The organism is Frigoribacterium sp. PvP121 (assembly GCF_017833115.1).
Taxonomy (GTDB): domain Bacteria; phylum Actinomycetota; class Actinomycetes; order Actinomycetales; family Microbacteriaceae; genus Frigoribacterium; species Frigoribacterium endophyticum.
On the sequence record NZ_JAFIBR010000001.1, the window covers coordinates 446,939 to 469,064 of the forward strand.

The 22,126-nt window shown below is 74.4% G+C and carries 25 protein-coding genes; 13 read left to right on the top strand and 12 right to left on the bottom strand.

Annotated features, from left to right (window positions below; genetic code table 11):
• Position 1 precedes the first annotated feature (1 nt).
• On the bottom strand, positions 2-601 hold the full coding sequence (gene hxlB / locus JOE43_RS02115) for a 6-phospho-3-hexuloisomerase (RefSeq protein WP_209514257.1): 600 nt from the start codon (positions 599-601) through the stop codon (positions 2-4).
• Positions 602-703: 102 nt separating this feature from the next.
• Here hxlB and JOE43_RS02120 point away from each other — a divergent pair, with 102 nt between their 5' ends.
• From JOE43_RS02120 to JOE43_RS02135, 4 genes are all read left to right on the top strand, one after another.
• Complete coding sequence (locus JOE43_RS02120) at positions 704-1,534, top strand: LuxR C-terminal-related transcriptional regulator (RefSeq protein ID WP_209514259.1); 831 nt, start codon at positions 704-706, stop codon at positions 1,532-1,534.
• A 126-nt stretch (positions 1,535-1,660) separates the two neighbouring features.
• The gene (locus tag JOE43_RS16080; protein WP_209514261.1) at positions 1,661-2,704 is read left to right on the top strand and encodes a L,D-transpeptidase; all 1,044 of its coding nucleotides are present in this window, start codon (positions 1,661-1,663) and stop codon (positions 2,702-2,704) included.
• Between the two features lie 121 nt (positions 2,705-2,825).
• Positions 2,826-3,371 (top strand): RNA polymerase sigma factor, encoded by a 546-nt coding sequence (locus JOE43_RS02130; RefSeq protein WP_209514263.1) that lies wholly within the window; start codon positions 2,826-2,828, stop codon positions 3,369-3,371.
• Entirely contained in the window at positions 3,361-4,632 is a 1,272-nt protein-coding gene (locus JOE43_RS02135) for a hypothetical protein (RefSeq protein ID WP_209514265.1), read from the top strand. Before JOE43_RS02130 ends, JOE43_RS02135 begins: the two co-directional genes overlap by 11 nt.
• Before the next feature lie 142 nt (positions 4,633-4,774).
• Here JOE43_RS02135 and JOE43_RS02140 read toward each other — a convergent pair whose 3' ends face one another.
• The gene (locus JOE43_RS02140; RefSeq protein WP_209514267.1) at positions 4,775-6,151 is read right to left on the bottom strand and encodes a carboxylesterase family protein; all 1,377 of its coding nucleotides are present in this window, start codon (positions 6,149-6,151) and stop codon (positions 4,775-4,777) included.
• Positions 6,152-6,369: 218 nt separating this feature from the next.
• Between JOE43_RS02140 and JOE43_RS02145 the strand changes: the two genes are divergently transcribed.
• Positions 6,370-6,633 carry a hypothetical protein gene (locus tag JOE43_RS02145; protein ID WP_209514269.1) on the top strand — a complete coding sequence of 88 codons (264 nt, stop codon included), beginning with the start codon at positions 6,370-6,372 and terminating at the stop codon, positions 6,631-6,633.
• A gap of 301 nt (positions 6,634-6,934) precedes the next feature.
• On the opposite strand, the gene JOE43_RS02150 is transcribed toward JOE43_RS02145, so the two are convergent.
• The 5 genes from JOE43_RS02150 to JOE43_RS02170 all read right to left on the bottom strand — a co-directional run bounded on the left by JOE43_RS02150 (position 6,935) and on the right by JOE43_RS02170 (position 11,058).
• Positions 6,935-7,525: a DUF3618 domain-containing protein gene (locus JOE43_RS02150; protein ID WP_209514272.1), complete on the bottom strand. Its 591-nt coding sequence runs from the start codon at positions 7,523-7,525 to the stop codon at positions 6,935-6,937.
• Positions 7,525-7,980 (bottom strand): phage holin family protein, encoded by a 456-nt coding sequence (locus JOE43_RS02155; RefSeq protein ID WP_374072625.1) that lies wholly within the window; start codon positions 7,978-7,980, stop codon positions 7,525-7,527. The genes JOE43_RS02150 and JOE43_RS02155 overlap by 1 nt, the downstream gene beginning before the upstream one ends.
• Positions 7,977-8,852, bottom strand: coding sequence for a hypothetical protein (locus JOE43_RS02160; protein ID WP_209514274.1), 876 nt, complete (start codon positions 8,850-8,852; stop codon positions 7,977-7,979). Before JOE43_RS02160 ends, JOE43_RS02155 begins: the two co-directional genes overlap by 4 nt.
• A 277-nt stretch (positions 8,853-9,129) precedes the next feature.
• On the bottom strand, positions 9,130-9,837 hold the full coding sequence (locus JOE43_RS02165; protein ID WP_245187098.1) for a hypothetical protein: 708 nt from the start codon (positions 9,835-9,837) through the stop codon (positions 9,130-9,132).
• A 156-nt stretch (positions 9,838-9,993) separates the two neighbouring features.
• The gene (locus JOE43_RS02170) at positions 9,994-11,058 is read right to left on the bottom strand and encodes a sodium:calcium antiporter (RefSeq protein ID WP_209514275.1); all 1,065 of its coding nucleotides are present in this window, start codon (positions 11,056-11,058) and stop codon (positions 9,994-9,996) included.
• A gap of 165 nt (positions 11,059-11,223) precedes the next feature.
• On the opposite strand from JOE43_RS02170, the gene JOE43_RS02175 reads away from it, so the two are divergent.
• Positions 11,224-11,661: a hypothetical protein gene (locus JOE43_RS02175; RefSeq protein ID WP_209514278.1), complete on the top strand. Its 438-nt coding sequence runs from the start codon at positions 11,224-11,226 to the stop codon at positions 11,659-11,661.
• A 90-nt stretch (positions 11,662-11,751) separates the two neighbouring features.
• A complete protein-coding gene (locus JOE43_RS02180) occupies positions 11,752-12,447 on the top strand; it encodes a DUF6766 family protein (protein WP_209514280.1) in 696 nt (231 codons plus the stop codon).
• On the opposite strand, the gene JOE43_RS02185 is transcribed toward JOE43_RS02180, so the two are convergent.
• Complete coding sequence (locus JOE43_RS02185) at positions 12,391-12,594, bottom strand: hypothetical protein (protein WP_209514281.1); 204 nt, start codon at positions 12,592-12,594, stop codon at positions 12,391-12,393. The genes JOE43_RS02180 and JOE43_RS02185 overlap by 57 nt on opposite strands.
• A gap of 195 nt (positions 12,595-12,789) precedes the next feature.
• Here JOE43_RS02185 and JOE43_RS02190 point away from each other — a divergent pair, with 195 nt between their 5' ends.
• Positions 12,790-13,383 (top strand): TetR/AcrR family transcriptional regulator, encoded by a 594-nt coding sequence (locus JOE43_RS02190; protein ID WP_209514283.1) that lies wholly within the window; start codon positions 12,790-12,792, stop codon positions 13,381-13,383.
• A gap of 155 nt (positions 13,384-13,538) precedes the next feature.
• Positions 13,539-14,498, top strand: a complete 960-nt coding sequence (locus JOE43_RS02195) for a helix-turn-helix transcriptional regulator (protein WP_209514285.1) — start codon at positions 13,539-13,541, stop codon at positions 14,496-14,498.
• A gap of 30 nt (positions 14,499-14,528) precedes the next feature.
• Here the strand turns inward: JOE43_RS02195 and JOE43_RS02200 are convergent, their stop codons facing one another.
• Complete coding sequence (locus JOE43_RS02200) at positions 14,529-14,825, bottom strand: hypothetical protein (protein WP_167260573.1); 297 nt, start codon at positions 14,823-14,825, stop codon at positions 14,529-14,531.
• A gap of 253 nt (positions 14,826-15,078) precedes the next feature.
• Here JOE43_RS02200 and JOE43_RS02205 point away from each other — a divergent pair, with 253 nt between their 5' ends.
• Positions 15,079-16,377: an NAD(P)/FAD-dependent oxidoreductase gene (locus JOE43_RS02205; protein WP_209514291.1), complete on the top strand. Its 1,299-nt coding sequence runs from the start codon at positions 15,079-15,081 to the stop codon at positions 16,375-16,377.
• A 224-nt stretch (positions 16,378-16,601) separates the two neighbouring features.
• On the opposite strand, the gene JOE43_RS02210 is transcribed toward JOE43_RS02205, so the two are convergent.
• Positions 16,602-18,089, bottom strand: a complete 1,488-nt coding sequence (locus JOE43_RS02210; RefSeq protein WP_307803198.1) for an MFS transporter — start codon at positions 18,087-18,089, stop codon at positions 16,602-16,604.
• 92 nt (positions 18,090-18,181) lie between these two features.
• Between JOE43_RS02210 and JOE43_RS02215 the strand changes: the two genes are divergently transcribed.
• Both JOE43_RS02215 and JOE43_RS02220 read left to right on the top strand, forming a co-directional pair.
• Positions 18,182-18,745, top strand: a complete 564-nt coding sequence (locus JOE43_RS02215; RefSeq protein ID WP_167260577.1) for a TetR family transcriptional regulator — start codon at positions 18,182-18,184, stop codon at positions 18,743-18,745.
• Between the two features lie 51 nt (positions 18,746-18,796).
• Positions 18,797-19,378, top strand: a complete 582-nt coding sequence (locus JOE43_RS02220; protein ID WP_209514294.1) for a GIY-YIG nuclease family protein — start codon at positions 18,797-18,799, stop codon at positions 19,376-19,378.
• 177 nt (positions 19,379-19,555) lie between these two features.
• Here the strand turns inward: JOE43_RS02220 and JOE43_RS02225 are convergent, their stop codons facing one another.
• On the bottom strand, positions 19,556-20,920 hold the full coding sequence (locus JOE43_RS02225; RefSeq protein ID WP_209514296.1) for an APC family permease: 1,365 nt from the start codon (positions 20,918-20,920) through the stop codon (positions 19,556-19,558).
• Between the two features lie 37 nt (positions 20,921-20,957).
• The gene (locus JOE43_RS02230) at positions 20,958-21,272 is read right to left on the bottom strand and encodes a helix-turn-helix domain-containing protein (protein ID WP_056059166.1); all 315 of its coding nucleotides are present in this window, start codon (positions 21,270-21,272) and stop codon (positions 20,958-20,960) included.
• 195 nt (positions 21,273-21,467) lie between these two features.
• Here JOE43_RS02230 and JOE43_RS02235 point away from each other — a divergent pair, with 195 nt between their 5' ends.
• On the top strand, positions 21,468-22,112 hold the full coding sequence (locus JOE43_RS02235) for an NAD(P)-dependent oxidoreductase (RefSeq protein WP_209514298.1): 645 nt from the start codon (positions 21,468-21,470) through the stop codon (positions 22,110-22,112).
• Positions 22,113-22,126 lie beyond the last annotated feature (14 nt).

A 22,126-nucleotide genomic window follows, 5' to 3' on the forward strand; every position in this document is an offset into this window, starting at 1 on the left:
GCTACTCGAGGTTGGCGTGGCGGGGCCACATGTCGTCGGCGCTCTGGCCCGACCGCTGCCAGAGGGCGTGGAACAGCGCGTCGCCGACCAGCACGACGACCTGCTCGAAGAGGCCGCCGGCGTACTGCGCCGACGCGGCCCCCGAGCGGTCGAGCTTGTCGGCGGCGGGCACGATCAGCACGGCCGTGGCGACCTCGGCCAGGGGCGACGAGTCGTCGGTGGTCACCGCGGCGACGCGGGCCCCGGCATCGACGGCCGACCGGGCCGCTCCGACGATGCCGCCGGTGGTGCCCGAGCCGCTCGCCGTGAGCAGCACGTCGCCCTCGCCGATCGCCGGCGCGGTCACCTCGCCCACGACGTGGACGGTCAGGCCCAGGTGCATGAGGCGCATGGCCGTCATGCGGAGCGCCAGGCCCGAGCGGCCGGCTCCGTGCACGAAGACGCGGCGCGCCCCCGAGAGCAGGTCGGCGACGGCGGCGAGGCCGTCGGGGTCGGTGTCGACGACGGCCCGGACGGCCCGGTCGACCTCGGCGCGCACGAGGTCGAGCGCGACGGCGGGGACGGCGGCGTCGGGGTGGTCGGCGGTGTCTGCGGGAGGCATGGCTCCTGGTCTACGCGCACCGCGCCTCCCCCGGGCCGTCCGTCCGGTGGGGGCCACCTGCCCGAACGGGTAGGTCGGGGAGGCGCGGGTAGGGTCGAGCAGGTGACCGACGACGACCTGCCGCTGCCCTCGCCCGCCAGCCGGGCCCTCGTCGTCGAGCACGCCCGGGCCGTGTCGGACCTCGTCGACCGGCAGGCCCTCACGCTCGAGTCGCTGCTCGCGACGCTCCGCTCGACCCGGCTCGACGACCGTGCCGCCCGGACGCTCGCGACCGAGATCGCGGCCTCGGCGATGGTCGAGATCCGCACCGAGACCGACCAGCAGCGCTCGCTGCTGCTCGAGCCGGTGGTCGGGGCCTTCGCGCGCCTCCGGAACGACCTGCGGCCCCTCGTGCGGTTCGGCGACCTCGACGTGCAGTTCGTCGAGCCGCCCGCGACCGGCCGCGCCCTGCCCGGCGAGGTGGCGCACGCCGCCCGCGCCATCGTGCGGAGCGCCGTGCTCGCCCTCGTCGACGCCGGGCGGTCGAGCCGGGTGCGGATCCAGTGGGACTGCGACGGGCTCAACCTGCTGATCGGGATCCGCGACGACGGGGCCGGCGAGCTGACGGTGCACGACGACTCGCTGCGGCCGATCGCCGAGCGGGTCGCGGCGCTCGACGGCTCGCTCGACGTGGCGTCGACGCCGGGGTGGGGCAGCGACGTGGCCGTGACGCTCCCGCTCGACCCGCCCGCGGAGCCGGGCAGCCTCGACGAGTCGGTCGCGCTCAGCCCGCGCGAGCGCGAGGTGCTGCGGCTCGTCGCGTCGGGGGCGCGCAACCGGTCGATCGCCCAGGCGCTCGGCATCAGCGAGAACACGGTGAAGTTCCACGTCTCGAACCTGCTGCGGAAGGCGGGGGCGGCGACCCGCGCCGAGCTCACCGCGCTCGCCCGGTAGTCGCTCTCTCGAATCCGAGAGGGATCAGGCGCGGACGAGCGCAGGGACGCGGGAGTCGCGGGTCGAGATCACAGATCCCTCTCGTTCTGCCCGGAGCGGCCCCCCGCCGGGCAGACTGGACGCACTGTGGACGAGACACCGGACGCGACGCCCCCCGCCCCGCACGGCCCCGACCGGCCGGCGGACGTCGGCACGCCCGCGGCCGCCCCCGCCCCCGACGCCGGCACCGACGCCGCACCCCGCCGCCGCCTCCCGCGCCGCGCCGCACTGCTCGCCGGCGCCGCCGCGCTCGTCCTCCTCGTCGCCGGCACCGTCGCCGTCGCCGTGACCCGTGGCGAGCCCGCCGCGGCACCGACCTCCGCGCCCGTCGCCGCCCCGACGCCGAGCCCGAGCCCCACCGCCACGGCCGAGCCGGCCCCGGCGGCCGTGCCCGCGCCTCCCTCGCCCGAGGCCCTGGCCGCGCTCCCGCTCGCGTTCTTCGACGCGGTCGTGCCCGAGCTGCTCGACGGCGGCGACCTCGCGCCGACCAACCAGTGGACGATCGCGACCCCGCGAGCCGCGCTCGTCGCCCTCTACGCCAGCCCCTCCGCCGACGCCGCCCCGGTCGCGACGTTCGGCGCCACCGTCCCGACGCTGAACCGTCCCGCCGCCACCGCGGTCTGGGGCACGAGCCCGGGCCTCGACGGCGGCATGGTGCTCGTGGCGACGCCCGCCCGCAACGCCACCCCCGGCGACGGCGGGGTCGCCGCCGCCCCGAGCGCGACGTTCGCGTGGGCCCGGGCGGCGGACTTCACGCTCAGCCCCGCGACGCAGTCGGTGCTCGTCGACAACGCCAGTTCGGTGATCTCGGTGCTCGGCCAGGACGGCGCCGTCTCGGCGCAGGAGGTCGCCCGCCTCGGCTCCCCCGACGACCCGACGCCGGCCGGCACGGCCACCTACATGGAGGCCAACTACGTCGACCCGAGCATCGGCTACACGCAGGGCCAGCCGATCGCGCTGACCGGCGCACACTCGCCGCTGCTGGCGGGCTACGGCGGCAACTCCGCGCTGACGGCGATCCACTACTACCCCGACCCCACCGGCTCCTCGCACGGGTGCGTCCGGGTGTCGGCGGCGATGACGCAGGCGCTGGCGACGCTGCCCGTGGGCACGCCGATCCAGTTCACCTGACCGCGGGAGGCGCGGGCGGGGCCGGGCGCGCACCGCGCCTCCCCCAGGGCCTGCCGAAGAGATCTGCACGAGTTCGTCAGGATCCGTCCTGCGGCGACATTCCTAGGTGAGGGGGGTGGACATGGACCTGACGACGGAGAACGACTCCGATCTCGTACGACGCACGGCGACGGGCGACCGACACGCGCTGTCGACGATCTTCGACCGCTACGCGCCGGCCGTGACCCGGTACGCGTGGGCACTGGTCGACAGCCGCATGGACGTCGAGGAGGTCGTGCAGGACACGCTCGTCACGATGTGGCGGCGGTCGGCCGAGATCGTGCTGCACGACGGGTCGCTGCTGCCCTGGCTGCTCGTCGCGTGCCGCAACCACGCCATGAACCTCCGTCGCAAGCGGGTCCGTGACTCCGCCGACGAGCTGCCGCTCGACCTCGCCGACCTCGACCAGGAGGACGCGGCCGAGGCGCGGGAGCGGCTCCGCTGGGTGCGCGCCGAGATCGACGCCCTCAGCCCCCTCGACCAGCAGGTCATCGAGCTGTGCCTCATCGAGGGACGCTCCTACGCCGAGGCCGCGAAGGCCCTCGGCATCAGCGTCGGCTCCCTCACCCAACGGGTGAGCCGGAGCCGCGCCCGACTCAGGAAGGCGGTGACGAACGATGGACGTTGAGCCCCCCGTCGGTGACGACCTGAACCGCATGCTCGTCTCGATGAAGCAGGAGGTGCTGCAGCGAGCGGCGGCCGAGCCCCCCGCGAAGCCCCGCCCGTGGGCCCGCCGGCACCTCGGCCTCACCCTCGGCCTCGTGGCCCTGCTCGGCATCGGCGGCGCCTCGGGCGCCCTGGCGCTCGTGCTGCCCTCGCCGTTCGAGGCGGCCGCTCCGGCCTCGCCGACGAGCACCCCGGAGCCCTCGGCGACGCCGCGCGCGACGGCGACCCCGACCTTCACGCCGACGGCGCCCGAGCAGGACCCGGTGCCGCGGCCCGCGTACGACGTGGACTGCGCGACGCTCGGTGACCAGATCGGGGTCGGCCAGCTGGTCGAGCGAGCCGGGGCCGTCGACCTCGGGCCGTCGTACTTCGACCCGGAGGACGCGGCGTATCGACAGGCCGGCGTGCAGCTCTGCAACTGGCGTCCTGACGGTGATCCGTTCAGCGAGCCGACCCTCTCCGTGGCCGTGTCCCCCGCCGGCGAGAGAGGCCGCGAGTGGATCTCCGGCCTCCGCCAGTCGGGGCTCGCGGACCTCGGGGCGGGCGACGTCTCCGCCGTGGTGTGCCCGCAGGACTCGTCCGGCTGCAACTCCTCGGTCGTGGTGGGCCCCTGGTGGGTCGAGGTGTCGCACTACGCGGAACCGGACCCTGTGACGTTCGAGTCGACCGTGACGCCCGACGTCATCCGTCCCCTCGTCCAGGCCCTCGCCGAGCAGCTGTCCACCGCCACACCACCGACGTCGTGGCGGGCACCGAGCCCGGCCTGGCAGCTCGGGGGCTGCGCCGACCTGCCCGACCCAGCTGTCGTCAGCGACGCGATCGGTGGGGGCGTCAGCTACGGACCGCCCGTGGACGCCGCGGAGGACCGTCCTGAGACGGGCATCCTCTCGACCCAGGTCGAGAGCCCGGAGTGCCGGTGGTCGTCGACGTCCGAGCGACTGTCCAGCGATTTCACCTTCGACAGCGTCTCCGTCAGCTGGGTCACCGGCGGAGCCTGGGCGGTCGGGACCGCGACCCTCCCCGGGACGGCCGTCGAGGTCGCCGGGGCGGACAGCGCAGTCGTGCAGTGCGTCTCGCTGGAGGGGTCAGCATGCTGGGTCGACGTCGCGGTGGGCGACAGTTGGCTCCGCGTCACCACGGGCGTGCCGCTCCCCGACGACGAGACACCGCGCCGCCTGATCCCCGTCGCGGAGGCGATCATCGCCGCGGGCACGCGCGGCTGACGAGACCCGGCTCGGCGCGGGGGCGCCGGGCCGTGGTCGGCCGCCGGGGGGCGGTCGACCCGGGGTCGGGGGCCGGTGCGGGGGCACCGGTCCACGACCTCGTCACACAGGAGGCGCGGGAGGCGCGGGAGGCCGCTGCAGGTCAGCTCCGGAAGAGGCGGATCGTCCCCTGCAGCCCCGCCCCCGCGTCCGCCGCGACCGTGCCGGTGCGGGCGAAGTCGGCCCAGATCTGGCGCACCCGCCGCCCGCGGCGGTCGACGTCGGCCCAGTCGGCGTCGCCGACGAGCATCGTGTGCCCCCAGCTGTCGACGCCGCCGAGCAGCAGCGGCACGTCGGTCACGTGCGCGGCGCCGAAGACGGCCCCCTCCGGGGCCCAGGTGAGCTCGTAGCGGACGGCCCGGCCGCCTGCCGCCCGGTGCCGCGCCGCGAACGCCCGGGCGTCGCGCCCGTAGATCGCGTGGGTGGTCGCACCGACGAGCAGGCGTCGGAACGCCCGCCCGACGACCGGCAGCCCGGCCAGGCGCTCCAGCGCCGGCACGAACGCGAAGAACAGGCCCGTCTCCTCGCTGGTCGACCCGATCAGCAGGTCGACGTCGGGCGCGACCTCGCGCCACGCGGCCTCCCGGTCGGCCTCGGCGGGCAGGGGCGCCTGGCCGTACTGCAGCCCGAACGCCATGCCCCCGCGGAGGCCGAACCGGCGGGCGGCCTTCTCGGCCGCGGCCTGGAGGGCGAGCACCTGCGCGACGGGGGCGTCGCGGGGCGGGGTGCCCACCGCCTCCACCATGGCTCGGTTCATGCGCGACCGGCCACGGGTGATGCCGAGCGGCGCGCTCTGCACGATGGCGCGGCGGAACAGGCCGCGGGCGCCCTCGCTGATCATCAGGTGGGCGACCGAGTCGCCGCCCGCCGACTGCCCGAAGAGCGTCACGCGGTCGGGGTCGCCGCCGAACGCCGCGACGTTCTCGTGCACCCAGCGCACGGCGGCCACCTGGTCGAGCAGCCCGAGGTTGGCGGGCACCGAGGCGCCGTCGCCGTAGAAGCCCAGCATGCCGAGGCGGTAGGTCACCGTCACGACGACGACGCGCTGCTCGGCCACGAGCGCCCGAGGGTCGTAGACGCCGAGGTCGCCGGCGCCCGTCACGTACGAGCCGCCGTGGATCCACACCATCACCGGCAGGGACTCCTCCGGCTCGAGGTCGGCGGGCAGCGTGATCGACAGCGCCTGGCAGCGCTCGGAGTCGACCATGCCGTCGCTCGCGCCCTCGATCAGGGCGCTGAGCGTGCGCGACGAGAGCTGCGGCGAGGCGGGCGAGCGCGAGAACGCCTCGTAGGGCACGGCCCGGCCGTCGGCGTCGACCGCAGGAGTCGCGGGTCGGGGAGCCTCGAAGCGCTCGGCCTCCGCGTACGGGACGCCGAGCACCCGCACCACGTCGCCGTCGACGAAGCCGACGACGGGCCCGCTCGGCGGGGCGAAGGAGCGGGTCTCACGGAGGGCTCGGGGCGGGGTCGGCGCGGTCACCGCCCCACGCTAGTCGCGCCTCCCCGGGGCCGGGCTCCGCGGTCTGCCTCCTGCGCACACGAGGCCTGCGCCTGTTCCTGGGGTCTCGCTGTGCAGTCGCGCCGTTGTCTTGAATGATTCAAAACTAGGGCTAGGGTAGAGGCAACGCCGACGGTGACGAGGAACGCCACCCGACCCGACGGTGCCGCCTCGCCGCCCCGCACGCCGAGGAGGCCCCCATGAGCACGAACCACACCCGCACCGCCGCCCCCGCCCAGCCCTTCCCGCTGGGCGGCCAGTACACCAGCACCGCACGCCGCGACGAGCCGGTCGGCAGCTACGTGTCGTCGACCCGCAGCGCCGAGCGCCTCGTCGGGTCGTACGTCTCGCCGTCGGTGCCGCGCACCTCGCTCGGCCGCTACGTCCGCGCGCAGTTCGGCCGCCTGGCCACCCACACCTCGACGATCCGGACGCAGACCGGGTCGATCGTCCTCGGCCGCTAGCCGAGCCCCTGCCGGCACCGCTCCCCCCGGCGGTGCCCCGGCGGCGTCGTCCCCCCGACGCTGCCCGACGCCCTGTCTCGCGACGTGCTCACGCTTCCCGCGAGGCAGGGCGTCGTTGCGTCCGCCTTCCGCCATCGAAGTGACCCGTTCCGGGCCCGGCGCGCACGCGGGCGCCCAGGACGCGTCACCTCGCTGCGGCGACACGCGCCGCGCGCCCCGCACGCCGACGAGGTGGCCCGCCCGCCGCCTCCACCACGGTGGCAGGGGCGGGGCGGGCCACCTCGTCCGCGGACCCGGGTCGCTACGCGCCCTGGATCGTGTCCTTCGACTGCTGCGCGCTGTCCTTGACGTCGCCCGCGGCCGACCGGGCCTCGTCCTTGACGGTGCCTGCCGCCTCCTGGGCGGTGTCCTTCACGCTGGCGAACGCGTCCTGCGCCGGCTCCTTCAGGTTCTGCGCGACGTCCTGCGCGGCGCCCTTGACGGCGTCGACGGCGGGGCCGGCCTGCTCCTTCGCCTGGGCGACGAGCTCCTGCTCCTTGTCCGAGGCGGGGATCAGCGACGACACGAGCCAGCCGGCGCCGAAGGCGATCAGCCCGACGGCGAGCGGGTTGCCCTTCGCCTTCTGGACGCCCTGGTGCACGGTGTCCTTCGTGGAGTCGACGGCACCCGACGCGGCGCCGGAGACGCTGCTCGTGCCGTGGTGCGCGGTGCCCATGACGGACTCCTTGACGCTGCTGAACCTGCCCTTCACCTTGTCGGTCTGGCGGTGGGCGATGCTCGTCGGGTTCACCTTGTCGGCGAGGGCGTCGACGTCGTAGCCGAGGCCCGCCCGGGTGCGCTCGATCTCGGCCCGGATCTGCTCCGGGGTCTTGTTCTCGTCATTGGTGCTCATCAGTGGCCTCCAGGCTTCACGGTCTCGGGGATCTTCTTGAGGGAGTCGGCCGTCTTCGGCGCCCCCGTGATGTCCTTGACTTCCTTGCGTCCGCGCGTGAACAGCACGAGCGCGACGACGGCGTAGACGACGGCGATGATCAGCGACGACCAGCCCAGGCCGATCAGCTCGCCGAGGCCCCACATCGCGGCCAGCGACAGGAAGAGCAGGGCGAACAGGCCGGTGAGGCCCGCTCCGCCGAACATGCCGGCGCCCTTGCCCGCCTTCTTCGCCGACTCGGTCAGCTCCGCCTTGGCGAGGTCGACCTCCTGGCGGAAGAGGGTGGAGATGTCGCTCGTGACGCTGCCGAGGAGGTCGCCCAGCGACGTCGTCGCCGCGCGGTCCTCCGGGTCCGGCACGCCGGGGGTCGGGCCGCCCGCGGGCACGGCTCCGCCGCCGAAGGTGGGGTCGGTCACGGGCGCGTCGCCCCCTCGCCCGGGAAGCTGCCCGGGGTGCTGGAGCTCGTGGTGGTGCCGAAGCCGGGCACGTCGCCCTCGGTGACGACGTCGTACTCGCCCGCGACGGGGCCGGTGATGGTCGCGTCGCCGGCCGGAGGCGCGGTGCGGCTCGTCACGCCCGCGGGCGTCGTCGAGGCGGTGCCGGTGCCCGTCGAGCTCGTGTCGCTCGCGTGCTCGCTCTTCGCCTCAGCCGTCAGCGCCTTGACGACGCGCCCGGCGAAGAGGCCGGAGACGGCGGCGATCGCGATGAAGGTGCCGGGCTTGCGCGCGGCGTACTGCTTGACGTCGTCGAGCAGGGTGCCGGGGTCGCGGCCCTCGAGCCAGCTGGCGACGCCGTGGGCGCGGCCGCTGAGGTTGCGGACGAGGTCCTGCGCGAGGCCGCTGTCGCTCGAGTCGGCCATGGAGGTCAGCTGCTGGCTGACGGCGTGGAGGCCCTCGGCCGCCTTCTGCTGCTGTGCGCCGGCCTGGTCCTTCAGCTCGGAGGTGGCCTGGCCGAAGAGCTGCTTCGCCTGGCCGGTCGCCTCGGAGGCGACCTTGCCGGCCTGCTCCTTCGTGGTGCCCGCGACCTGCTGGGCGGAGTCCGCCGCGTCGCCGGCGACGGCCTTCGCCTCGCCCTTGGCCGCGTCGACCCCGCCGGAGCCCGACGAGTCGGCGGAGCCGGAGCCGGAGCCCGTACCGGTCGTGGTGGCGCCCGGGGTGGACGTGCCCGCGACGACGGAGTCGAAGGGGTCGCCCTGACCGGTGACGTCGCCCAGGGACGACGTCGGACCGGCCGCCTGGTCGTACAGGGGGGTCGACGGGGTGCCGTCGGTGTGGTCAGTGTCGCTCATGTCGAGACCTCTCGGGATGGTCGGTCGGCCGCCGGGGGAGCGGCCGCTCTGTGGTTGCCGCCACTCTCGACCGGCCGCTCCCGTACGGCGCCCGGGTTCGCCCGGAGGGGTACATCCCGCCTCAAACGGTCTTGACAGCTCGACTCGACACCGTCGGTCGACGCCGTCCGCGCACGCGGAAGAGCCCCGCTGCGCAGTGCGCAGCGGGGCTCTTCCGGGAACCACCGGTCGGGTCGCCGACCGGGTGGGGTGCGTCGCCGGAGGGCGACGGAGGGTGCTACTTGGTGGCGACGGTGATCTTCGCGACGCCGACGAGCATCTCGTCCTGGACGGCGTCGGTGTTGAAGGTCTGGTTCAGCAGCGCGGCGGCGTCGGGGCTGATGTGCACCGTGGTGCCCTCGAGGATGGCGTTGTCGCCCTCGGTCTGCAGGGGCTTCAGCGAGCCGCCGTAGAGGTTGAAGAGGTAGGCGTCCTCGGCGGCGACGGTGCCGTTGGCGGTGACGGTGCCGTAGAGCTTCGACTCGCCCGGGTCGATCCGGAAGTCGGTGAGCTCGACGACGGTGTCGCCGGCCGTGAGGCTGAGGCCGGAGCCGTCGTGGTCGATCTCGCCCTGGACGTAGGGGCGCACGTCGCTGGCGGGGTCGTAGTAGTCGACGTTGCCGCCCGTGATCGGGAAGGAGAACGTGCCGGTGGCGGAGTCGAAGCCGGCGGTGCCGACGACGCCGGGGGTGAGGCCCAGGGTCGTGAGGGCCTCGACGAAGGACGCGTCGACGGTGACCTGCGTGTCGACGCCCTTGCTCAGGTCGGGCAGCGACGCCAGCGGCGTGGCCTCGGCCGTGGGCTCCGCGGCGGCGGAGGACGAGCTCGACGAGCCGGCGTCGGACGAGGTGTCGTCCATCGAGCAGGCGGCGAGCGAGAAGACGAGCGCGCCGGAGGCGACGAGGCCGAGGGCGGTCTTGGTGATGGTCTTGCGCGTGATGGTCACGATGCAGCTCCTTGTCTGTGGTTCCCGGTGGGGATGACAAGGGTTCGCCGCCCCTCCCGAGATCGACTGGTCTCGTTACCCGACCGTGACCTGCGGTCCTGCACCGCGGCTCCTGCCGGCCCGTCCCGAGGCAGCGCCGAGGCCGCGCCCCGGCCGTCAGCCCGCGATCGCGAAGAGCCCGCCGAGCCCCACGAGGTACAGCACGAGAACCACGAGCGAGTCGACGCCCATGCCCGCGATCCGCCGCCGGGGGCGGAAGAGCAGCCCCACCACGTAGACGAGCGTCAGCAGCGCCGCGAGCGCCGTCAGGTAGATGTCGGAGGCCTGCGCGGCGGGCAGCACCGCCTCGCCCGAGATGAGGGTCGCGACGAGGAAGAGCACGGGCAGGAAGGCGTTGCCGCCGAAGATGTCGCTCATCGCGAGGTTGTCGTCGCCCTGGCGCACGGCCTCCAGGCCGGTCGAGATCTCGGGCAGCGACGTGGCGAGCGCCAGCACGGTCGCGCCGAAGAGCACGCCCGACAGCCCCAGCTGCGACGACGCCGCGTCGCCCGCCCGCTCGAGCACGACGCCGGCCGCGAGCGTCGCGAGCGCCGACACGGCGAAGACGACGGAGGCGCGGGTCGTGCTCATGCGGGAGTGCGGCTCGGCGGGCTTGCGACGTCGGTGCCCCGTGGTGTGGGCCGACGCGTCGGGGGCCTTGCCGTCCTCGTGCCAGGGCAGCCCCTTCCCGGCGCGCTGCACCAGCAGCAGCCCGACCACCCACAGCACGGCGATCAGCACCACGTCGGGAGTGAGCCTCAGCAGCACGAGCCCGTCGGGCAGCTGGCTGCCGGCCACGACGACCGTGAGCACGGCGACCACGACGACCGCCTCGAGCACGAGCGTGAGCGACGCCGCCCGGTAGGTGAGGGGCGCGACGCCCTTCCCCCGGCGGCCGAAGACGTCGAGCACGACGAGCACGACCGTCTGGATCGCGATGCCGCCGAGGATGTTGCCCACCGCGACCGACACGTCGCCCGAGAGCGCCGCGCTGACCGTGATCGCGATCTCGGGCAGGTTCGTGGCGACGGCCAGCACGATCAGCCCGCCGAGCGCGCTGCCGATGTGCAGCCGGTCGTCGAGCACGTCGGTGGTCTTCGAGAGCTGGATGCCGGCGACCCAGGTCACGGCCGCCGCGGCGACGAAGACGACGATGAGGAGCCAGAGGGGGAGGGAGTCCACACGGCGAGGCAACTCCTCCCGACGGGCCGTGTCCGGCTCCGGGCCGCGCAGTTCCGCCGCCGCCCGGGAGCGGCGCGCGACCGCCGCCCCTAGCACCTGAGGAGGCGCGGTGCCCGATCCCGAGGGGGGCTCGACCCGGCGCCGGGGCCGGTCTAGGCAGGGTGCATGTCGTGTGCACCTCGTCACCGCCGGGTCGCCCGGGTCGCCCCGGCCGCCCGGCGCCCGCTCTCGGCGGCTCTCGTCGCGCTCGTGCTCGCCGGGCTCGCGTCCGGCTGCGCGGGCCCGTCCGACGGCCCCCGCGAGGTCGGCGAGGGCTTCGCCGCCGCCGTGGCCGACGGCCGGCTCGAGGACGCGTGCGCGCTGTTGACCCCGGCGGCGCGCGACGACCTCGGCGACGACTGCGCCGCCTCCCTCGGGAGCCTCGACGTCGCGCCGCCCGGGCCCGTCACCAACGTCGAGACCTACGGCCGCGCCGCGCTCGTCCGCTACGACGACACCGTCGCCTTCCTCGCCCGGACGGGCTCGACCTGGCAGGTGCGCGCCGCCGACTGCAGCCCGCCCGCCGAGGCCGCGCCGGCCGACTGCACCGTGGCGGGAGACTGACGTGAAGCCGCTCTTCGCGACCTACCTCGGCGGGATCGGGCTGGGGCTGCTCGCCTTCTTCGTGATCGGGGCGCTGGCACGGTGACCGGCATGCGCACGACGCGGCGTCGCCTCGTCGACCGGATCCGCGACTCCGGCCTGGGCCTGTTCTTCGGGGCGCTCTTCGCCGTCACGCTCGTCGCCCAGTCGTTCGCGGGCTGGGCGACCTTCACCGACGACCAGACGAGCGCCCGCCTGCAGCCGATCAGCTGGCTCGAGTACGTGACGTCGTCGAGCTTCGCCGCCGACGTCGCCGAGAACTGGCAGTCGGAGTACCTGCAGTTCGTCCTCTACATCGGAGCCACCGTCTGGCTCGTGCAGCGCGGCTCGACGGAGTCGGGCGAGCTCGACCAGGTCGGCCCGCAGAGCGACGAGCGGCAGCACGTGCGCGAGCACGCCCTGCCCGGCTCGCCCCGCTGGGCCGCGGCCTCGGGCTGGCGGCTGTGGCTCGCCTCCCACTCGCTCGGGCTCGTGATGGGGACGATCTTCGTCGCGTCGTGGGCGGCCCAGGCCGTCACCGGCCACGTCGCCCACGACGAGCAGCAGCTGCTCGACCTGGAAGCGCCCACAGGTCTCGCCGGCTACGTCGCGTCGGCCGACTTCTGGAACAGGACCCTGCAGAACTGGCAGTCGGAGTTCCTGGCGGTCGGCAGCATGGTCGTGCTGTCGATCTACCTGCGCGAGCGCGGCTCAGCCGAGTCGAAGCCCGTCGGCGCCGCCCACGACGACACCGGGGTCGAGGGCTGAGGCGCCGTCGGCGAAGAAGTCGGCGTAGCGCGCCTCGTCGACGGCCGGGGGCGCGTCGGCGGGGGCCGCCGCCGGCACGGCGCGGCGCTTCGGGTACGCGCCGATGTGGGCGCGGGGCACCGCGGAGTCGCTCGAGTAGGCCGTCACGGTGCTGACGCTAGGGGACGGGGGCGACGCCACAGGCCCCCGGAGACGGCGCACGAACACGGGCCCCGCCCCACCGCGCATGCCGGACAACCGGGGGCCGACCGCGGCCGTGCGCGGCCACTCCCGCTCGTTCTGCCGATCGTGCAACTAGTGTCGTGCAGGTCCCGACCAGACCCCACCGATCGATCCGAGCCCATGACCACAGCCGCCGTGAAGCCCCCGCCCCTCGACGTCACCGGGCGCCACGTCGTCGACGTCGCCGACGACCTCTTCAACTCCCGGGGCATCCGGTCGGTGCGCCTGCTCGAGGTGGCCACCGCCTCCGGCGTGGAGATCGACGAGATCCGCCGCCTCTTCCAGTCGAAGTCGGGGCTCGTCGAGGTCGTGCTCGAGGCCCGCCACGTCAGCTGGTCGCAGCACATCGCCGACGCGACCGTCGAGGTGCCCGACTCGCGCGACAAGCTGCTCGCCATCTTCGGCTACCTCGAGGAGTGGTTCGCGGAGGACTCCTTCCAGGGCTGCGTCTTCATCAACTCCTACGGCGAGCTCGGCCGCAACAACACGCGGATCGCCGAGATGGCCCAGCGCCACAAGGAGTCGTTCGTCGCCCTCGTCACCGATCTCGCGCTCGACGCCGGCCTGCCCCGCGAGCTCGGCTCGAGCATCGCCCTGCTGGCCGAGGGCGCCCAGGTCTCGGCCGCGATGACCCGCACGACCTCGCCGGCCCGCGACGCGCGCCAGGCGGCCGCGATGCTCATCGCGCTCTACCAGGACGACGACCGGAGCTGAGCTCGCGGGCCCGTCGGGCCGGGCCCGACGACGGCGTCCGGCCCTCCCGTGACGAGGGCCCCTCCCCTGCACTGGGGCCGCGCCCGGACGGTCGGTCTGTCCACCCCGCGCATCGTCGGGCCCCGGGGTACAGCGCTTCGTGCGACACTCAGCCAGTGCGCGCCCTCGAGAACACCCCCGTGAGGCTCGAGCTCACCTCGTCGGACCTCACCACGGCGCGCGAGACGCTGGAGGGCCCTTTCGCGTCCGGCCGCTTCGAGGCCCGGCCCGTCCGTGACCGCCCCTTCTCCTTCCGGCACGCGGCCGTCGGCGACACCGCGATGACCCTCCGCGAGACCCGGTTCGCCGGGCACCTCGGTGGCGGGCTCGCTCCGCACGACGAGTACGTGGTCGCGTGGATGCAGTCCGGCACCGGGTCGTTCACCGAGGGCCGTGACGAGACCGAGTTCACCTCCGGCATGCCGGTGCTGCTGCCGCTCGAGACCAACTACTCGTTCGCCTTCGACGACTTCGTGCAGAAGTGCGTGCACTTCCGCACCACCGACCTCGAGCGCGTCGCCGCCGAGCGGGAGGGCGCCGCCCCCGGCCGCCTGCACTTCGACCGCCGGGCCACGCCGACGCCCGCCGCGATCCGCGCCTGGTGGAACACCCTCGCCCTCGTCTCGCGCACGGTCACCGACCCCGAGGTCAGCCCGCTGCTCGCCTCCGAGATGTCACGGCTGGCGGCCGTCGCCCTGCTGCAGCTCTACCCGTACCGCAGCGCCGACCTGCCGCCGCAGCTGCAGGCGCCGCGCAACGCCCGCATGCGCACGGCGGTCGAGTACGTGCACGCCCACGCGCACCTGCCGATCACCTCGACCGACATCGCCAAGGCCGCCGACCTCAGCCTCCGGGCCCTGCAGGAGGGGTTCCAGCGCACCTTCGACCTCGCCCCCACGGCGTACCTCCGCCAGGTGCGGCTCGACCGCGCCCACGACGAGCTGCGGTCGGCCGCCCCGGGCGCGACCTCGGTCGCGACCGTCGCCCGCACCTGGGGCTTCGCGCACCTCGGCCGGTTCTCGGCGTCGTACATGGAGCGCTTCGGCGAGTACCCGCGCGAGACGCTGGCGAGCTGAGCTGAGCTGAGCTGCGCTGCGCTACGCCCGCTAGCGGCGGGCGGCGCGGGCCTGGCGCGCAGCGCGGTCGCTGCGGGGCGGCAGGCTGAAGAGCGGGATCACCGGGGCGAGCCCCTCCTCGGGCTGGGCCTCGACCGGGCGGGCGGGCTCGACCCGCGCCTCCCACGCTTCTCCCTCGTCGATGACGAGGCCGCCGAGCTCGGCGCCGACGGGCACGAGCTCCTCGAGCGAGGTGACGAGCGCCAGCCGGTCACGGGCCTCGCGGTCGTGCCGCAGGAAGGCCGACGCGGGGGTCGCGGGGCGGCGGTAGAGCACGTAGCCCTTCACGTCGTCTCCCGCCGTCGAGGTCGCCCGCGGCCTGGTCGGCGCGGGCCCGGCGAGGTCGTGGCCGGAGCCGGAGGAGGTGCCCCCGGATGCGCTGAGCCTACGCGGCGGCACGGTCGCTGTCCGCGGCCCGCGGACACGTGCCTCCTGAGGCTCGCTCAGTGGGTAGCCTGTCCTCCGGACGGGACACGATCCCGGCCATCCTCGGGGTCAAGGGCGACCACCGGCTCGCACCACACATCGCAGGAGTCAACTCATGGCTGAAGACAGTCGCCCCCACATCGTCATCGTCGGTGGAGGCTTCGCCGGCATCGCCGCCATGCGGGCGCTGCGCCACGCCGACGTGCGCATCACCCTCGTCGACCGCCACGTCTACAACATGTTCCAGCCGCTCATGTACCAGGTCGCCACGGGCGGCCTCAACGCGGGCGACGTGACGTACTTCCTCCGCAGCCTCCGCTCGAAGCAGTCGAACGCCGAGTTCCGCCACGGCCTGCTCACGACCGTCCGGGCCGACGAGCGCGTCATCACGCTGCGCGACGGGGAGGAGATCGCGTACGACGCCCTCGTGCTCGCGAACGGCGTCAACACCAGCTACTTCGGCACGAAGGGCGCGTACGAGTACGCCTACTCGATGTACTCCCGCTCGCAGGCGCTCCGCATCCGCGACGAGCTGTTCACGCAGCTCGAGAACGCCGCGGCCTCGGTCGGCAGCGGCGAGGTCCGGGTCGTCATCGTCGGCGGCGGCGCGACGGGCGTCGAGATGGCGGGCTCGCTCGCCGAGCTGCGCGACCAGGCCCTCAAGGACGCCTACCCCGAGATCGACGCCTCGAGCATCACGATCACCCTCGTGCACCGCAGCGGCGAGCTGCTCAAGCCGTTCTCGCCGCGCCTCCGCAAGTACGCCGCGAAGGTGCTGCGCAAGCGCGGCGTCGACCTGCGCCTCGACACCGGCGTCGAGGAGGTCCGACCCGACGGCGTCGTCGCGGCCGACGGCGAGTTCATCCCCGCCGAGCTCGTGATCTGGGCGACCGGCGTCGCCGCCCACGCCGAGGTGGCCGGCTGGGGCGTGCCGCAGACCCACGGCGGGCGGATCCAGGTCAACGACGACCTCACCGTCAAGGGCCTCGACCGCATCTTCGCCGCGGGCGACATCGCCGCGACCGACGACGCCCTCGCCCAGCTGGCGCAGCCGGCCATCCAGGGCGGCGAGCACATCGGCGAGCAGATCCAGCGGATGCTCGCGGGCAAGCCCCTCGAGAAGTTCAAGTACCACGACAAGGGCACCATGGCGACGGTCGGCACGAACGCCGCCGTCGTTCAGCTGCCGAACGGCTTCACCCTGACCGGCCCGCTCGCCTGGCTGCTGTGGGTGTTCGTCCACATCACGAGCCTGCTCGGCAACGGCAACCGCCTGTCGACGCTGACGCACTTCTTCGTGCGCTACCTCTGGGCGCTCCGCAAGCGGGCGATCCCGATCGTCGGCGACGTGCGCCCGGTGCGCCCGAACGGCGACCGCGCGCCCGAGAAGTGGCAGACCGAGAAGGCGGAGTAGCCGCCGGCCCGGTCCCGCCGCCTCCCCCGCTGCCGCGCCGCGCCTCCCCCGGCTGCACTGTCGCGAGCACCCCCTGAGAACCCAGTTTCGGACAAAGAACCCCCGAGCAACGGGGTTCTTTGTCCGAATCTGGGTTCCTTTGGGGGGCGGCGAGCTGCGGACATGCGGGAGGCGCGGTGCCGGACTGACCGACACCGCGCCTCCTGGGGGCTGCTGGAGGCTGCTCAGCCCATGTGCACCACGGGGCCGGAGGGGAGCAGGTCCTCCTTCGAGCCGCGGATCATCACGAACGAGATGACGGCGGCGACGAGCGTCGCGACGCCGGCGGCGACGAACGCGGCCGAGTAGCCGTCGACGAGGCTGCCTAGGCCGACGGCGGCGCTGCCGGCCACGGCCGACGCGTAGAGGTTCGTGTAGACCGCGAGGCCGATCGATCCGCCGATCTGCATCATGGCGTTCGAGGTGGCGCTGGCCGCGCCCGCCTCGTGCGGGGCCACGCCGGCGAGGGCGAGGTTCTGCATCGGCACGAAGACGCCGGCCAGGCCGACGCCCATCACGATCAGCGGGGGCAGCACGTGCGTGGCGTAGGCGCCGTCGACCGTCACGAGCGAGAGCCAGAAGAGGCCGGCTGCGGCGATGACCGGGCCGACGATCATGAGCACGCGCGGGCCGATCACGGGCAGCAGCTTGGTGAGGATCGGCGCCATCACCATGATGACGAGGGTCATCGGCAGGGTCGCGAGGCCGGCCTCGAGCGGGCCGAAGCCGAGCACGATCTGCAGGTGGAAGGTGAGGTAGAGCAGGGCGCCGATCATCACGCTGCCGACGATCAGCTGGACGAGGAAGGCCCCGCCGCGCACGCGGTTCGTCAGCACGCCGAGGGGCAGCAGCGGGTGGTCGGAGCGCTTCTGGAGCAGCACGAAGAGGGCGAGCAGGCCCGCCCCGAGCGCGATGAAGCCGATGACGACGGCGGAGCCCCAGCCGTCCTCCGCCTGCGTGAAGCCGTAGACGAGCGAGGCCAGGCCGAGGGCCACGACCACGGTGCCGGCGACGTCGAGGCGGTTGTCGCCCTCGGCCTTGCTCTCGCGGACGACGAGCGCGGCCGCCACGATGGCGACGATCACGATCGGCACGTTGACGAGGAGGCACCAGCGCCAGCTGACGAACTCGGTCAGGACGCCGCCGAGCACGAGGCCGACGGCGGCGCCGGCACCGGAGATGGCGCCGAAGACGGCGAAGGCGGTGTTGCGCTCGCGCCCGCGGTCGAAGGTCGTCGTGAGCACGGCGAGGGCCGCGGGGGCGAGCAGGGCCGCGAAGACGCCCTGCAGGGCGCGGGCGGTGACGAGCAGCTCGCCGGTCGACACGAGGCCGCCGAAGGCCGAAGCCGCGCCGAAGCCGACCATGCCGACGATGAAGGTGCGCTTGCGGCCCCAGAAGTCGGCGATGCGGCCGCCGAGCAGGAGGAGCGCGCCGAAGGCGAGGGCGTAGGCCGTGACGACCCACTGGCGGTTCTCGTCGGTGAGGCCGAGCTCGGCCTGCGCCTGGGGCAGGGCGATGTTGACGATGGTGCCGTCGAGCACGACGACGAGCTGGGCGAGGCCGACGATGACGAGCACCCACCAGCGGCGGCTCGGGTGGGCGGGGGCGGAGCCCGGCGTGCGCGACGCGGAGGGCGCGGTGGTCGGGACGGAGCCTGTCGATGAGGTGGTCACTGTTCTCCTGGGTAGGGCGGGTCCCGGCATGAGGACCGGGCAACACTACCAACCATTTGGTTGGTGTGCCAGCGTGAGCTAGGTTCTCGGCCATGGCCCACGACGCGAACGAGACCCGGCGACGCATCCTCGAGGCGGCGACGGCGGAGTTCTCGGCGCGCGGCCTCGCGGGCGCCCGGGTCGACCGCATCTCGGCCGCGGCCGGCTGCAGCAAGGAGCGCCTGTACGCGCACTTCGGCGACAAGGAGGCGCTGTTCACGACGGTGCTGAACCTCTCGTTCGCGGAGCTGGGCGCCGCGGCCGCCGTGCCCTACGCCAGCGCGGAGGAGTTCGCCGTCGCCCTCTTCGACCACCTGGCCGAGCACCCCGAGAACCACCGGCTGCTCAGCTGGGCCCGCCTGGAGGACACGCACGACTGGCAGGCCTCCTTCGCCGTGCTGCAGGAGACCCGCGACGCGTCGATCGACCAGCTCGATCGGGTCGGCGCGGTGCGCGCGACGCCCTGGGGCGGCGACGACCTGTTCGCGGTGCTGCTCTCGATCGCGTCGTCGTGGGTGCAGCTGCCCGGGCTGGAGGGGGCGCCGGCCGCGACGACGGGGCGCGACGAGCAGCGCGAGATCGTGCGGGAGGCGGTGCGGAGGTTGGTGCGGGGGTAGGGGGTGCGGGGGTGCCGGGGCGGCGTCGGTGGTCGGCCGTACGGTCCGGGCATGGACCTGACCGACGCCCTGCCCTGCACCGGCGGCGGCGACTGCCCGCACGCCGTGGAGCCGGGCGCGCCCGTGCCGCTCTGCCGGCGGCACCTCGAGCTGGCGGCGGACTGGTGGGGCGACGCGGAGCGGGGAGGCGCGGGCGTCGGCGTCGAGGACGCGCTGCCCACGCCGTGCCCGGCCTGCGGAGCGCGACTCGGGGTGCGCTGGCCCTCCGCCTGGCTCTGCGCAGTGTGCGAGTGGCGGCAGGGCGACGTGCCGGACGGCGAGCTGGCGCCTCCCCGGGTCGACGTCGTGTACTACCTCCGCTTCCGGGACAGGATCAAGATCGGCACGACCGGCAACCCCCGCCAGCGGCTCGCCGCGATCTGGCACGACGAGCTGCTGGCACTCGAGCGCGGCGACCGCGCCGTGGAGCGGGCGAGGCACGAGCAGTTCGCGGCCCAGCGGCACGGACGCACGGAGTGGTTCACCGCCGACGGCGAGCTGTTCGAGCACGTTCGCGCCCTCGCCGAGGGTCAGCCCGACCCGTGGGCGCTGCACGCCCGCTGGCGGAGCGAGGCGGTCGCGCGGCGCGTGTGAGCCGGGCGGGGCGGACGGGCGGGTCCGTGCGACCGGAAGACGCCCCCCAGAAGCTCCATCCACTCCAGAGTGGAGGAGCAGGAGCGAGGAGGAGCAGGAGCATGTCCGCCACCCGGCGCGGCTGCTCCACTCCGGAGTGGATCAGCGCGGAGCGGGACCGCCCTCAGGGCCCCGTCATCAGAGCCCCGTCGTCCGAGACCCGCCCCGGCCGGCACCCGGCGACCCGCGCCTCCGACGGAGCACCACGAGACGACCCAGCACCCCCACCGCGAAGACCCCCACCCCGGCGACCACCGACGCGACCGGCAGCGTGACCACGAGCGCCACGCACGCGACCGCCCCCAGCACCGGCAGCACGCGCGGCCAGCGACGGTGCTCCCCCGTCTGCGTCAGCGCCGCGAGGTTCGCCACGAGGTAGTAGACCAGCACCCCGAACGACGACGCCCCGATCACTCCCCGCAGGTCGACGGTCAGCACGAGCACGCCGACGACGGCGGCCAGCACCAGCTCCGCCCGCAGGGGCACTCCCCGCCGGGCGTCGACCACGGCGAGCGCCCGCGGCAGGTCGCCCTCGCGCGCCATCGCCAGGCTCGTGCGCCCGATGCCCGCGACCAGCGCCAGCAGGGCCCCGCTCGCCGCGACCCCCGTCGCGACCGCGACGACCGGCGCCAGCCACTCCGCGCCGGCCGCCTCGACGGCGTCGACGAGGGGACGCTCCGACGCGGCCGTCCCGGCCGACCCGAGCGCACGGAGCAGCACCAGCGCCACCGCCGCGTACACGACGAGCGCGGCCGACAACGCGATGACGACGGCCCGCGGGATCGTCACCGACGGGCGCCGCACCTCCTCCGCGAGGGTCGCTATCCGGGCGTACCCGGCGAAGGCGAAGAAGAGCAGGCCGGCCCCCTGCAGGACGGCGACCGGCGTCGGTCCCGCACTCGCGCCTCCCGCACTGCCGGCACCGGAGGCGGCGTCCACGACCGCCCCGACCCCGGGAGGCGCGCTGCCGACCACGACCACCACCAGCACCAGCACGGCCAGCACCGCGGCCACGATCACCGCGGTCGCCGCGGCGGTCCGGGTGATGCCGGCGGCGTTCAGCGCGGTCACGGCGACGACGAGCAGGAGGGCGGCGGGGCGGGTCCAGGGGTCGGGCACCAGCGCGACCGCGGCGGTGGTCGCCATCGCCGCGCAGCTCGCCGTCTTGCCGACGACGAAGCCCCAGCCCGCGACGAACCCGGGCCACTCGCCGAGCCGCTCGCGGCCGAACGCGTAGGCGCCGCCCGAGGTCGGGTGTTGGGCCGCGAGCTGCGCCGTCGACGTCGCGTTGCAGAACGCGACGACCCCGGCGATCAGCAGGCTCACGAGCAGCAGGTCGCCGGCCGCCGCGGCCGCGGGGGCGAAGGCCGAGAAGACTCCTGCGCCGATCATCGAGCCGAGCCCGATCACGACGGCGGCGCCGAGGCCGAGCCGCCGCTGCAGGCCCCCGGGCCCGGGCGACGAGGAGGAGGGCGAGGCCGAGGGAGGCGGGGCGGCGGTCACGCGCGGAGCATACCCACCGCGGGTGACGCGCCCGCGCTCAGGCCCGGCTGTCGTACTCCCGCTGCGAGTCGCTGACGTCGCCGAAGTGCTCGATCGACCAGCGCTCGAGGGCCTTGAGCGGGGCCCGGAGCGTCTGGCCCGCCTCCGTCAGCTCGTACTCGACGCGCGGCGGCACCTCGGCGTACACGGTGCGCGAGACGAGGCCGTCGCGCTCGAGCCCGCGCAGCGTCTGCGTGAGCATCTTCTGCGAGATGCCGTCGACCACCCGGCGGATCTCCGAGAAGCGCCGCGGCCCGTCGTCGAGGGTGCCGACGACCAGCACCGTCCAGCGGTCGCCGATGCGGTCGAGCACCCGACGCGTCGGGCAGCCCGCCTGGTAGGGGTCGAGCTCGTACGTCGAGGCGTCGAGTCCGCTGGTCTCGCTCGTCGACTCGTCGAGCTCGCTCGTGGCCGGATCGATGGTTACCAAAAAGTGCCTACTTCCCGATGGATACCAATGAACGTAGCGTAGCCCCGTACCGCCCCACCGCGACAGAAGGAGAACCACATGACCCGCATCACCGTCCTCGGAGGAACCGGCTACGCCGGCAGCGCGATCGTCGCCGAGGCCGCGCGCCGCGGCCACGAGGTGACCTCGGTCAGCCGCTCCGTGCCCGAGCAGCAGGTCGAGGGCGTGCGCTACGAGACCGGCTCGGTGCTCGACGCCGACGTCCGTGCCCGTGCGGTCGCCGGGGCCGACGTCGTCGTCTCCTCCCTCTCGCCCCGCGGCGAGCTCGACGGCCGGATCGTCGAGGCCGACCGCGAGATCGCGACCCTGGCCGCCGAGCACGGTGCCCGCCTCGTCGTCGTCGGCGGCTTCAGCTCGCTCCGCCTCGAGGAGGGCGCCGAGCGCCAGGCCGACACCGGCCAGCTGCCGCCCGAGTTCGCCGCCGAGGCCCTCCAGATGCACGCCGTGCTGCTCGAGCTGCTCGACCGCCCCGAGGGCCTGGACTGGACCTTCGTCTCGCCCGCCATGCTCTTCGGCGCCTACGCGCCCGGCGAGGCGCTCGGCCGCTACCGCGTCGGCGGCGACGTCGCCGTCTACGACGCCGAGGGGAACTCCGCGATCAGCGGGGCCGACTTCGCCCTCGCGATCGTCGACGAGGTCGAGACCCCGGCGCACGGCCGCGAGCACGTCAACGTCGCGTACTGAGCGACCACGGGGTC